The organism is Dellaglioa sp. CoH-57-MRSF-20, assembly GCF_056781955.1.
Genome location: NZ_JBXAXV010000006.1, coordinates 14,145 through 26,439 on the forward strand (window position 1 = coordinate 14,145; position 12,295 = coordinate 26,439).

Genomic DNA, 12,295 nt, shown 5'->3' on the forward strand with positions numbered 1-12,295 from the left:
GATTGATATTAGGAATGGTTGTACTGACGCCTATTATTAGTCTCTTTTTTATGAACAAAAAATATTCGAATTGAGGTCGTTATCATGGAAAAAAACATTATGCCGTTAGTATTAAAAGAGCTAAATCAGTATCGAGAAAAACAAATTAACGCAGTTTTAGGGATGCTTGATGAAGGAAATACTGTTCCATTTATTGCACGATATCGAAAAGAAAGAACAGATAGTTTAGACGAAGTTCAAATTCGTGAAATTGAGACAACTTATAAACATGTTGAGAGTTTAGAAAAACGTAAAGCAGAAGTTATCCACATAATTGAAGAACAAGGTAATTTAACAGAAGCTTTAAAAAATAAAATTAGTTTAGCAAAAAAATTGCAACAGATTGAAGATTATTATTTACCTTTTAAACAAAAACGTCGTACTAAGGCCACTATTGCCAAAGAGGCTGGATTAGAACCATTTGCCAAATGGTTGTTGACATTCCCCCAAACAGCAGCTGAAATTAATCAGAAAGCAAGCACATTTATTAATGTTGATGCTGAAATTTTAACTGAAGAAGACGTTTTTGCTGGGGTACATGAAATTTTAGCTGAAGCATTTGGTGAAAGTGCCGAATATCGTGAGTGGATTCGTAAAGTAACTCAAAAAGATAGTTTGTTTGAAGCAAAAGTTAAAGCTGAAGAAAAAGACGAAAAAGGTATTTATCGTGATTACTATGAGTTTAGTGAATCTTTAAAATCAGTCGTTCCGCATCGTGTACTGGCAATTAATCGTGGTGAAAAAGAGGGAATCTTAAAAGCTTCCGTTGTTGTACCAGAACAAGCAATTATGACATTTATGCATTTTAGAATTATTGGGAAAAATAGTGGTGACGCTGTACCAATCATTGAAAATGCGTATCAAGATAGTTATAAACGCTTTATTAAACCATCAATTGAGCGTGAAATTCGTAAAGGTATGACAGAGGTTGCTGAAGAACAAGCTATTAATGTGTTTGGGGATAACTTATACCATTTACTTATGCAAGCACCATTAAAAGGGAAAGTTGTTTTAGGTTTTGATCCAGCCTATCGAACAGGCTGTAAGTTAGCCATCGTGGATGGTACAGGTAAATTCTTAGACAAATTGGTAATTTATCCACATAAACCTGCAAATGGTGAAAAACGTGCCGCAGCTGCTGGACAATTTAAACAGTTCCTTGAAAAATACCAAGTTGAAATGATTGCAATTGGAAATGGAACAGCAAGTCGAGAATCTGAACAATTTGTTTCAGATATTTTAAAAGAAATCGAACGGCCAATTTTTTATGTCATTGTAAATGAGGCTGGGGCATCGGTTTATTCAGCTAGTCAAGCAGCTCGTGATGAATTCCCAGAACTTCACGTTGAAGAACGCTCTGCTATTAGTATCGGCCGTAGATTGCAAGATCCTTTGGCTGAATTAATTAAGATTGATCCTAAATCTGTTGGAGTCGGTCAGTATCAACATGATGTTGCTGAAAAAAAATTGGATGCACAGTTAGATGTCGTGATTGAAGATGCTGTGAATAAAGTTGGGGTTAATTTAAATACAGCTAGTTCAGAGCTATTAACAAAAATTTCTGGATTAAATTTAACAATTGCTAAAAATGTTGTTACTTATCGTGACGAAAATGGTAAATTTACGAAGCGTCAACAACTTAAGAAAGTACCACGCTTAGGACCAAAAGCTTATGAACAAGCAATTGGATTTTTACGTATTGTTTCTGGGGATAACATTTTAGATAATACTGATATTCATCCTGAAAGTTATCCACTAACAAAGATTTTGTTGAAAGAATTGGGGATAAAAATAACTAATTTGGGTAAAACTGAGACAAATGACCAATTAGCACAGACAAATGCTGAAAATTTGGCACAAGTTGTGGGTAGTGGTGTGGAAACAGTAGCAGATATTCTAGCTAGTTTACAAAAACCAGGCCGTGATTTACGTGACGATATGCCGGCACCGTTACTACGACACGATGTGTTAACAATTGAGGACTTAGAACCCGGCATGTCATTACAAGGAACCGTTCGGAACGTAATTGATTTTGGTGCGTTTGTAGATATTGGTGTTAAACAAGATGGACTTGTCCACATTTCACAATTAACAGATAAGTTCGTTAAGAAACCAAGTGAAGTGGTTGCGGTTGGGGACATAGTTACAGTGTGGGTAATGGAAGTTGATTTGAAACGTAATCGCGTTCAGTTAACAATGAAACGACCAACGGATAAATAAGATGACTGATTTTGAATTAACAGCTTTAGTTCAAAACTTATCCACAACTTTTTTTAAGCAGCCATTTATCCACAAAGCAACATTTAATAAAAGACTACGAACGACGGGTGGACGGTATCGATTAAATGACCATAATATTGAAATTAATCCTAAAATGCTGACGGAACATGGTGAGGATATTTTAATAGGTGTTATCAAGCATGAATTATGTCATTATCATCTGCATATTGCTAAAAAGGGTTATCAACATCGTGATCATGATTTCAAACAGCTACTGACAATTGTAGGTGGTAGCCGGTTTGCCCCTCTTGGTCCAAAACAGGCTAAAAAGAAAAGAGTTATTCACTATCAATGCTCTAATTGTGGACAACAGTATCAACGACAAAGAAAAATTAACCTGTCACGCTACGTTTGCTCGAAGTGTCGAAGTAAGTTAATTTTAATGGAATACTAATTTATTTTAAATGGGACTTGTAACAAGGAACAATTTTTGCTACAATTATGATTGTTCTTGCGAGTATGGCGGAATTGGCAGACGCGTCAGACTAAGGATCTGGTGGGATAATATCCCGTGATGGTTCGAATCCATTTACTCGCATAATAGTTTTACTTAAAAGCACTCGACCTTGTTACTATGGGGTTTAGTGCTTTTTTTAATGAAAGATTGCCATACTGGCGTATTATGAAATTAAAGAATTATTAAGCGTTAATTATTTTGGTGTCTTAATTTTGCGATTATTGATAAAATAGAATGAATTAAACTTAACGACTGGGAGAATGGGTAAATTGAATAATTATGTCAAAATAAAAAATATGGCACATTTTGTGCCGGAACGAATTGTGACAAATAATGAATTAGCTAAATTTATGCCAACCTCGGATGAATGGATAGTGGCGCATACTGGGATTAAAACACGACACTATGCAATTGATGAAAATACATCAGATTTGAGTACAAAAGTAGCAAATGAACTTTTACTTAAATCTGGGTATGAAGCCACAGATATTGATTTAATTATTATTTCCACAATTTCGCCAGACGCCTTAACACCATCGACAGCTGCGATTGTTCAAGGAAATATTGGCGCAATGAACGCCTTTGCTTTCGATATTAGCGCTGCTTGTGCGGGATTTATATTTGCTATGAGTACCGCAGAAAAGTTTTTACGTACAGGGCAATACAAACGGGCAATTGTGATTAGTGCAGAAGTTAACTCAAAAATGATGGATTTTAAGGATCGAACAAGCGCTGTATTTTTTGGAGACGGTGCAGGTGGTGCTCTTCTTGAAGCCTCAAATAATTCAGCGGATGAAAGCTTTATTGCTGAAAAAATAGAAACAAATGGGCAAAAAAAGGATGTTATTCATAGTGGACGTATTGAACCATTAAGTGATGTTAATGAAGATAATTATCCAACAATAGATGCATTTTTCCAAGAGGGACGAGATGTGTTTGAATTTGCTACAACAGTTGTGCCTAATCAGATGAAACAATTACTTAAAGATAATAAGTTAAAAACAAGTGATATTGATTTGGTTGTTTGCCATCAAGCAAATTTAAGAATTATTGAAACAATTGCTGATGAGTTAGGGATGCCAATTGAAAAATTTGCAACAAGTGTTATTCATCACGGAAATACATCTTCAGCCGGGATTCCAATGGCCCTAAATGAAGCAATTCAACAAGGGTTTACGGGTGGTACAGTTTTATTAACTGGATTTGGAGCTGGCTTAGCATATGGAAGTTTACTAATAAAAATTTAAGGTGTGTGCAAATTAATGAAATTTAATGAAATTAATCAATTATTAGATAAAATTGCGACAATGCCATTTTCTCATGTTGAAATTGAAGATGGTGACTTTAAAGTAGTTGTAGATCAAGAAAAAACAGCCGAAAAAATAAAAGTAGCAACAAATATACAAGAAGATGATAGTGACACCATTTTTATCGTTAAAAGCCCACTTGTTGGGTTAGTTCATTTTGATAAAATGGGAACAATTGGGACTAAAATTATTAAAAAGCAGGTTATTGCTCAAATTGAAAGTATGAAATTATACAATGATATCCAATCGCCAGTGACAGGTATCGTACTTGAACAACTAGTAGATGATGGTGAATTAGTCGAATTTGATCAAGAGTTACTTAAAATTAGAATAGATGGATAGGTGAGTCATTTGTTTCGAAAAATTTTAATAGCGAATCGTGGAGAAGTGGCTGAACGAATTATTCGCGCTTGCCAAAAATTAAATATACAAACGGTCGCTATTTATTCAACAGTGGATGCACAAAGTCGATTTGTTGAACTTGCTGATGAAAAAATTTGCATTGGGCCAGCCTTAGCAAAAGATTCTTATTTAAATCGAGAGAGTATATTGATGGCAGCATTAAGTTTAAATGTTGATGCAATTCATCCAGGATACGGGTTTCTATCAGAAGATGCGCATTTTGCACAAATGTGTATGGAATGTGGTATTACTTTTATTGGTCCGGAAGCGGAATTAATCCAGCAACTAGCAGATAAAGATAAATCTCGTTTGTTAGCAATTGAGAAAGGGGTACCCGTTATTCCTGGATCTGATTTAATTACTTCTAACGAAGAATTGATTGAGCAAGCAAATAAAATTGGATTCCCACTATTAATTAAAGCTTCACATGGCGGAGGCGGCAAGGGTATCAGAGCAGTTGAAAGGAAATCTGATTTGTTATCTGGCGCTGAGATTGTTCAGCAAGAAGCAAAGGCTTCTTTTGCTGAGGGAAGTTTTTATCTTGAAAAAAAATTGATAAACGCGCGGCATATAGAAGTGCAAATTATCGGTGATGGGCACCATGTTCAAGTGTTAGGAAATCGGGATTGTAGCTTGCAAAATCACCGACAAAAAGTGATTGAAGAAAGCCCATCAGTTGTCTTAACTAGTGAGCAACAAAGCCAACTCTACTATTTTACGCGTCAGTTAATCAAAAATTTACATTACGTTGGATTAGGAACTGTAGAATTTTTATTTGCGAATAATCAATTTTATTTTTTAGAAATGAATACACGATTGCAAGTCGAACATGGTGTTACTGAAGAAACTGTTAAAATGGATGTTGTTCAACAACAGTTGTTAGTTGCTGAAGGTAAAGAAGTATTGAATAATGATGTAGAAATGAATGGACATGCAATCGAATGTCGATTATCCTTAATTCCAAGTGTGAAAACTAAAATTACATGTTTTGATTTTCCTAAAGATATTCGAATTGAAACGGGTTATGGTGTCGGTGACACCATCTCTGCTTTCTATGACGGACTATTAGCAAAAATTATTTGTCATGCTGAAACGAGAGAATTAGCTATTTTAAAAATGCAAAAATCACTTGAATCAATTTATATTTCAGGAATTGAAACTAATTTAACGCAATTAAAAATAATTATAAAATCACAAGAATTTATTGAAAATACCATTTCAATTGATAGCAAAATTTAAAGGCGGTGGCGGTAATGAGTCATTATCCAAAGACAAATCAATGGCAAAAGTGCCGAAATTGTGGGACGCATTTACATGAAAGTGAATGGGCACCTTATTTTATTTGTCCTAAATGCCAAACTTATAAACGCTTGACTGCTATGGAGAGAATTGCTATTTTAACAGATGAAAACGGTTTTGAGGTAATAAATGTAGCAAATAAAACAGAAAATAAAGCACAATTTCCAGGTTACTCAGAAAAACTGGAACGTGCTAAGCGTTCAACGACATCTGATGAAGCCGTTATTGTCGGTGAAGGTAGCATTGATCAACAACCATTGATTTTAGCAGTAATGGATAGTTTTTTTATGATGGGATCATTGAATACGACGGCAGGGACTAGAATTAAGTTAGGGATGCAAGTCGCATTAGATAAACGACTGCCATTTGTAATCGTTACTGCTTCTGGTGGTGCAAGAATGCAAGAGGGAATTTATTCGTTATTACAAATGAATTCGATTCTTTACATGAAACAAAAACTAGATAATGCAGGGTTATTAGTCATGTCCCTATTGACGGATCCAACAATGGGTGGTGTCAGTGCTAGCTTTGCACTAAATAACGATATTGTATTAGCTGAAAAACAAGCTAAAATTGGCTTTGCTGGTGAAAGAGTGATTAAACAGACGACAAATGAAAAGCTACCTGCTAATTTTCAAACAGCAGAAGGTTTATATGAAAATGGATTTGTTGATCAGGTTATTGATCGGAAAAACATAAAACAGATTCTTAGTCAGCTACTACTATTACACGTGTGAGGGGATATTAAAAATGGACTCAGATTTTTTAAAAAAAGTTCGATCGAATGATAGATTAAGTGCTAAATTTATTATTTCTAGTCTATTTGATGTGTTTTTCGAAAATCATGGTGATCGAGTTGGCGAAGAGGATGCTTCCATTATTGGTGGGATTGGACTTTTTCATAAGTGCCCAGTGACAGTTATTGGCATTAATCGGGGCGTAAATTTAGAAGAACGTTTAGCCTATAATTTTGGTGCCGTGAAGCCAAGTGGGTATCGAAAAGCAATGCGATTACTAAATGAAGCTGAAAAATTTAAGCGACCTGTTGTAACGCTAATTAATATGCCCGGCGCAGATGCCAGCGTTAAATCAGAACAAACAGGACAGAGCTATATTATTTCTGAAATGATTTTAAAAATGGGTGCATTACAAGTGCCGAATATTGCCATTTTTTTAGGTGAAGGTCAAAGCGGTGGTGCACTGGCTTTAGCAAATGCAAATGCTATTATGATGGTTGAAAATAGCTTATTTTCAGTAGCATCTCCAGAAGCCGTTAGTGCTATTTTGAAGAAAACTAATCCAAATGAGATTGAAACAAGTTTGCCAATGACGGCTACTGAGTTATTTAATATTGGATTGATTGATGTGGTATTGCCAGAAACTAATCAGGCAGCAACAATAAGTCTAATGGACAGTAGTCTAAATGAATTGCTGAAGAACCTAGCGACTAAATCATCTAATGAACTTATTGAACAAAGAGAAATGAAATACCAAAAGTTTTTAGAAAATTGGTAAAAAAGAAACGGACCTCAAATTTTAATTGAGGTCCGTTTCTTTTTTATATCTATTTATTTAGAGAGTTGCTGTTCTAAACTAGTAAAGGCTTGTGTTGATTTGTTTAAACCTAATTGAGAACGAATAGCATTTGAGACGCGTTTCTTTTCAGTCGATGTTGGAACTTCATATGAAAGACCATCAACATCTGTACTTACTCCTTGCAAGAAATCAGAGTGAATTGATTCTGTAGCGGCGCTGTAGTTTGTTTCTACTGTGAGCATATCATTAAAACTAAGATCAGTTACCATGTTTCCGTCAATTGTTTTTAATAATTTTTTGTAGTTTGCGAGTGAATTTACAGATTTAGCTTTTCCGGTAATTGCTGTAATAATCTGTTTTTGACGTTTTTGACGGCCATAATCACCTAGTGGATCTGAATGACGCATTCGCGTATAAGCTAAGGCTTGTTTGCCGTTTAAATGGATTGTCTTACCTTTTTTATAATGAGTTCCTTCAAGTTTAAATGAAAGTAATGGTTTGACATCAACACCACCAACGGTATCAACAATTTTCTTTAATCCATTCATGTTAATTAACATATAATAATCAATTGGGATATCTAATAAATTTTGAACAGTATTAACAGCAGATGTTGAACCATCTTTGCCACCATAGGTATAGGCACTGTTTATTTTTGAAGAGCTTTCATCACTTCCGTCAATTTTAACTTGAGTATCACGAGGAATACTTGTTAAGGTAGTTTTATTTGTTGTTGGATTAACTGTTGCAACGATCATTGTATCCGTGCGTCCTGTATCACTTCGACCAAGTGCGCCAGTATCAGTCCCCATTAATAGAATTGAAAAAGGTTTTTTCTCACTCAAAATACTGGAAACATTTCTTAATTTTTTTGCTTTGGTTTTCTTGTAAGTTTTTGCGACGGTATCTTCAGTATGTGTGAATACTGAATAGGCATATACACCTCCAGAAGCAATACCTAAAATCATAATTATCAATAGTGTCCACAGTATTGGATGCTTATTTTTATTGCTTTGAGAACTGCCTTTTATTGGAGATGGCATTCCCAAGTTATTATTTTTAGCCATATTTATTCATACCTTTCATTACATTAATTAAGCTGATTATACGATAAAAAAAGGGATAAAAAGCAAAAAAAATTTTTTCTTACGGTATTATTAAATAATTGAAAAAATGTAAAAGAATGAAAAGGACAACTTTGATTAATTAAGTAATGTTAAATCAGTGAAAAACGACTAATTGTATTACGCTTTTGTCATTTTAATATAGAACTCGTAAATGCCTATTTAACAACAAATAAGAGGGATAAAAACAATGGAAATGGCCTTTTGTAACATTTGTGTAATCATACTGAAATTAAAAGATGTAAATTAAATTCGAATGTAAACTAACCGTAATGGTATGTACCTAAGAACCGTGCTATTCTATTCTAGTCGAGAAAAACGAATACGCTAAAATTAAATAATAATTATGAAATCAACTAGGAGAGTGCCTTTTGAAAATTAATAGTAAAATTGCTAAAGTAATGATGATGACAGCTACACTTATTGGAATGAGCGCAGTTGCAGAACAAGCTAACGCTTCAGATAGTGTAACTGAACTAACAAGCACGATTGCTAAATTAAATAGCAAGAGCACTAAAGTTGCTGCAAAATTAGCAACAATTAATAGTGAAATTACTTCAACTCAAGCTGAAGTTAAGGATGCTAAAGATACAGCTGCAAAACTTGAATCAGATCAATACAAATTAGGTAAGAAGATCAGCAGATTAAATGTTGAAATTTCACAAAGAGATTCACAATTAGCTGATCAAACACGTGCTTTACAAGTTGATGGAAGTACAGCAAGCATGGTTGAATTTGTTTCAGATTCAAAAAGTGTTGTTGATGCCTTCAAACGTGTGGGAACAGTTACAACATTAGTTGGTGCTGGTCAAAAAGCTGCTAAACAACAAAAAGCTGATAAAGCAGAAGTTAAATCTTCTAAAGTTGAATTAGATGAAAAGGCTGCAGATCAACAAAAAACAGTTAAAGAATATACAAACAAACAAGCTGAACTAGCGGTTAAACAAGCAAACGCAAATACATTAAAAGCACAAATTGATACAAAAAAATCAGATACACAATCATCTATCGATAAAGCAAAAGCAGCAGAAAAAGCTGCTGAAAAAGCAGCAGCAGAAACTAAAGCAGCAAATGAAAAGAACGATGCAGCAGCAGCAGATGCAGCTGCATCAAAAGCAACTGAAGCTGCAAGTACAGATACTTCAAGTAATAAAGCAGTAAAAAGCTCAAATACTTCAGCTTCAAGTGAAAAAGCTGTCACAACTTCAACTACAAATAGTTCAAGTAAAAAAGCAGCAACAAGTGCTGTGAGTGCTTCAAGTCTTGATACAAGTAGTATTACTGCTCTAGCAAGATCATTAACAACAAAGAGCATCCCATATGTATGGGGCGGAAAATCATTGAGCGGTTTTGATTGTTCAGGATTTACTAGTTATGTTTATGCTCATGCTGCTGGAAAATCTATTGGTGGCTACACTGTTGCTCAAGAAGGACAAGTTAGCTATGAATCAGTTTCTCAAGCACAACCTGGAGACTTACTTTTCTGGGGATCAAAAGGATCATCATACCATGTTGCTATCTACTTAGGTGGAAGTCAATTTGCTGAAGCTCCAACTGAAGGACAAAATGTTAAAATTAGCACAATGAGTGCTTACTGGAAACCAGATTTTGCTGGTCGAGTAAAATAAATAATTAAAAGACTTAAGACAACAATGTTGTTTTAAGTCTTTTTTGTTATAATGAGTATTAATGAAGAGTGAAGAAGGTTTTAATAATGGTTGAATTAGTCATGGTAAGACATGGTGAGAGTCTAGCAAATCAAAATAATGAATACACCGGTTGGACAGATGTTCCATTAACGGCTAAGGGCATCGCTGAAGCTAGAGTTGCAGGAACAGTTATTCTTAATACAAATATTCAATTTTCACAGGTTCATACATCTGTCTTAAAACGAGCTATTAAAACGAGTAATATTATGATGGAAGAAATGAATCAACTTTGGATTCCAATACAGAAAAATTGGCGTCTTAATGAACGACATTATGGTGCCTTGCGCGGTTTAAATAAAGATGAAACCAAACGTATCTACGGTATTAAACAAGTAGCCCAATGGCGCCGTAGTTATACGACTATCCCACCTAGTTTATCTGTACCTGATAATGATAGACGGTACAAGCAACGTGTTAAAAGTAGCTTACCAACATCAGAAAGCTTAGAAATGGCATTTAAACGGATTTTACCTTACTGGCAAGATGTCATTGCCCCAGAGTTAAGACAAGGTAATAACCAGTTGATTGTCGCACATGGCAGTACACTTAGGGTATTGATAAAATATTTAGAAAATATTTCAGATGCAGATATTGATGGCGTTGAGGTTCCGAATGGTGTCCCTATTTGGTATACATTAAATGATGATTTAACAATTAAAAGCAAAAAAATTTTAACACAAAAAAAGTAACAACAATTCAATATTGTTGTTACTTTTTTAATTATGCTAATGCACCCATTGGATCCCAAGGAGCAAGGACTTTAGGTTCTTCTTTTAGAATAGCTTGTAATTTTTCTGGTAAGAATTTTTTGTTAACGACAACTTGATAACAATATTCTTCCATCCAGTCATCACTCATAACGAAGAAGCCTTTATTACCAACTTTTTCGCCCCATGAGTTTTCAACTTTCCATTTGGTTGCTTGATCATTAACCAAATCAACACCTGTTAGAACCATAGCATGAGTCATTAGACTCTCACCGTAATCAAGGCGTTCAGCTTTTGATAAAGCTAGATCAATATTGAACAATTCATCTTTATGATAAAGTTCAGTATCCATAATACCAATTTGGCGTTCAGACGATTGACCAACATCACAACCGAACCAGACGCTCTCGCCAGATTGTAATTGTTTGATGGCAACATCTCTAAAATCAGCCATGTTAATGTTTAAATGGCGAATAGGACGCCCATCAACAACATTTCCAAGACGATCAACTGTGTACATATTATTGTAAGGTTTATCATCTGTTGGACCATTAATGATTGAGACGTATTCATCTAAGTCCCAACCGATAAATTTTTCATAGAATGTTTTTGGTGTTAAATTTTTATCAATATGATATTCATTATCAGAATCACGATATTCAAAGTCAAATGTTGCAGGAGGTTCACCAAAACTGTATGCTAATAAACGATAAATTTCAGTAAGTTTAGCTTCTTTGACGACTTCAATTTCTTTTGAACTTGTTCCGGCAGCAACGAGTTCACGTAAATCAACAGCATCTTTTCTTAATTTTAAGTTTAAAGTTGAATTGATTTCGCTTGATTTAGAACTATTATATGTTTCAGGCATCACAGATTGAGGAACAACACCATATTTTTCAATAATTGCAACGATCATATCCCATTGGCCGCCATCTTGTTGTGGAGTTGTCATTAACCATGAAACGGTACGGTCACTAGTTGGTTTATCAGCTGTTTCAAGAACATTTTGATAAAAGTAATTTGCTTTTTCAAGTTTATCCCAGAAGTAAGTGAAATTTTGTGACAATTCAAAATCTTTGGCAACTTTAAAATTTGTTTTCATGTCATGACGCATTGTATTTAATGCGGCGAACATCCAACAACGACCTGATTGCTTTTGGTTAGAAACATTACCAACATCCAGATCAATTGAGAAAACAGGTTCCATTTTAGCTTGGGCTTTTAAATCGTAACTATTTGCTAAAATACCATTTTTTGTAACGGCACGTTCAATAACTTCATGGCTTTCACGTGCATGTAAATTTTTTTGGAATTTTGCGAGTTGTTCTGAACTAATTGATTGTGTCAAAAAAATCACACTCCTATATAAGATTTAAGTACTGTGGCTATTATAATATATCTCGTTAGATTAGTAAACAATGTTAAAAAGAAAAGA

At 34.5% G+C, this 12,295-nt stretch carries 11 protein-coding genes and 1 tRNA gene; 10 read left to right on the forward strand and 2 right to left on the reverse strand.

What is annotated here, in order from left to right:
- The first annotated feature begins 84 nt into the window (after positions 1-84).
- From AC1RPN_RS06600 to accA, 8 genes are all read left to right on the forward strand, one after another.
- The gene (locus AC1RPN_RS06600) at positions 85-2,259 is read left to right on the forward strand and encodes a Tex family protein (RefSeq protein WP_481761875.1); all 2,175 of its coding nucleotides are present in this window, start codon (positions 85-87) and stop codon (positions 2,257-2,259) included.
- Position 2,260: 1 nt separating this feature from the next.
- Positions 2,261-2,713 (forward strand): SprT family protein, encoded by a 453-nt coding sequence (locus AC1RPN_RS06605; RefSeq protein WP_481761876.1) that lies wholly within the window; start codon positions 2,261-2,263, stop codon positions 2,711-2,713.
- A gap of 59 nt (positions 2,714-2,772) precedes the next feature.
- Positions 2,773-2,857 (forward strand) — tRNA-Leu (locus AC1RPN_RS06610).
- Between the two features lie 179 nt (positions 2,858-3,036).
- Positions 3,037-4,023, forward strand: a complete 987-nt coding sequence (locus tag AC1RPN_RS06615) for a beta-ketoacyl-ACP synthase III (RefSeq protein ID WP_481761877.1) — start codon at positions 3,037-3,039, stop codon at positions 4,021-4,023.
- A 15-nt stretch (positions 4,024-4,038) separates the two neighbouring features.
- Positions 4,039-4,425 carry an acetyl-CoA carboxylase biotin carboxyl carrier protein gene (locus AC1RPN_RS06620; protein ID WP_481761878.1) on the forward strand — a complete coding sequence of 129 codons (387 nt, stop codon included), beginning with the start codon at positions 4,039-4,041 and terminating at the stop codon, positions 4,423-4,425.
- 9 nt (positions 4,426-4,434) lie between these two features.
- Positions 4,435-5,724 (forward strand): acetyl-CoA carboxylase biotin carboxylase subunit, encoded by a 1,290-nt coding sequence (locus tag AC1RPN_RS06625; RefSeq protein ID WP_481761879.1) that lies wholly within the window; start codon positions 4,435-4,437, stop codon positions 5,722-5,724.
- Positions 5,725-5,738: 14 nt separating this feature from the next.
- Positions 5,739-6,521 carry an acetyl-CoA carboxylase carboxyltransferase subunit beta gene (locus AC1RPN_RS06630; protein WP_481761880.1) on the forward strand — a complete coding sequence of 261 codons (783 nt, stop codon included), beginning with the start codon at positions 5,739-5,741 and terminating at the stop codon, positions 6,519-6,521.
- A gap of 13 nt (positions 6,522-6,534) precedes the next feature.
- A complete protein-coding gene (accA, locus tag AC1RPN_RS06635) occupies positions 6,535-7,299 on the forward strand; it encodes a carboxyltransferase subunit alpha (RefSeq protein ID WP_481761881.1) in 765 nt (254 codons plus the stop codon).
- A 53-nt stretch (positions 7,300-7,352) separates the two neighbouring features.
- On the opposite strand, the gene AC1RPN_RS06640 is transcribed toward accA, so the two are convergent.
- Complete coding sequence (locus AC1RPN_RS06640) at positions 7,353-8,387, reverse strand: LCP family glycopolymer transferase (protein ID WP_481761882.1); 1,035 nt, start codon at positions 8,385-8,387, stop codon at positions 7,353-7,355.
- A 428-nt stretch (positions 8,388-8,815) separates the two neighbouring features.
- Between AC1RPN_RS06640 and AC1RPN_RS06645 the strand changes: the two genes are divergently transcribed.
- Positions 8,816-10,072 (forward strand): C40 family peptidase, encoded by a 1,257-nt coding sequence (locus AC1RPN_RS06645; protein WP_481761883.1) that lies wholly within the window; start codon positions 8,816-8,818, stop codon positions 10,070-10,072.
- A gap of 86 nt (positions 10,073-10,158) precedes the next feature.
- Positions 10,159-10,842, forward strand: coding sequence for a 2,3-bisphosphoglycerate-dependent phosphoglycerate mutase (locus AC1RPN_RS06650; protein ID WP_481761884.1), 684 nt, complete (start codon positions 10,159-10,161; stop codon positions 10,840-10,842).
- Positions 10,843-10,873: 31 nt separating this feature from the next.
- On the opposite strand, the gene AC1RPN_RS06655 is transcribed toward AC1RPN_RS06650, so the two are convergent.
- The gene (locus AC1RPN_RS06655; RefSeq protein ID WP_481761885.1) at positions 10,874-12,208 is read right to left on the reverse strand and encodes a C1 family peptidase; all 1,335 of its coding nucleotides are present in this window, start codon (positions 12,206-12,208) and stop codon (positions 10,874-10,876) included.
- Positions 12,209-12,295: the final 87 nt, after the last annotated feature.